The organism is uncultured Shewanella sp. (genome assembly GCF_947491715.1).
Classification (GTDB): Bacteria; Pseudomonadota; Gammaproteobacteria; order Enterobacterales; family Shewanellaceae; genus Shewanella.
Map to the genome: position 1 here is coordinate 1 of NZ_CANLKR010000101.1, position 878 is coordinate 878.

Consider the following 878-nt stretch of genomic DNA (forward strand, 5'->3'; position numbering starts at 1 on the left):
ATCCCATTATCTTTCTGGAGTAGGCATCTGTTACCAAAGACAAATAATGCGTCCCTTCATCCGATTTTACATAAGTGATATCGCTAACGAGCACCTCCTCGATACGCTTAACTACTCTGCCTTTCAATAAATTGGGATATTTTCTTAGCCAGTGATGACTGTTCGTTGTTTTAGTGTAATTTTTCCTGGGTTTTACTAGCATATTTTGTTGCTTCAAATACTGAAATAACCCATCCCTACCGAGCTTAATCCCTTGTTCTATTAGTTTTGGTTTGATGAGCTGGTAGAGCTTACGTGTTCCCACTCTAGGCATGAACTGACGCCAATACATCACCATTGTCATCACAGGTTCAAGCCTATCTGCTTTTGCTGATCTACGCTGTTTCCATTGATAGATAGCTTGTCTTGATAAGTTAAACTGCCGACACGCCGTGGCTAACTTTACGGTGCCTTTGTCTTTGGCGAGCCATAGCGTTCGGCTAAGTACTTTTTTTCTAAATCGATGCCATATTCATTTTTAAGCAACTCGACCATATCGCCGTAAATCATATTTTTCATCTCTAAATTAGAGACTTGCTTTTCTAATCGTTTAATTTTTTGGGCAGGTGTTTCTTTAGATTTAGACATTGGTGATTGCTCAATAGGTTGGGACCAATCTAATCTACCATGTTTTCTTAACCATGTAAGAACGGTACTTCTTCCTTGGATGCCATAGTGCTCTTGAGCTTGTTTATAGGTCAGTTCGCCTTTTTCTACTTGGCTAACGACGGCTAATTTAAAGCCTAATAAATAATCACGTTGTGTGCGTTTAACGCCCATTGCTTTTGAGGTTTTCATAGATAAGTCTCCAAAGTGTCAACTTACCTCAGGACGGAACA

General features: G+C 39.6%; 1 pseudogene. It reads right to left on the bottom strand.

Features of this window, described 5'->3' with window-relative positions:
* Nucleotides 1–837, bottom strand: a pseudogene (locus Q0779_RS23665) (IS3 family transposase); the annotation flags it as partial.
* Between the last annotated feature and the right edge of the window lie 41 nt (nt 838–878).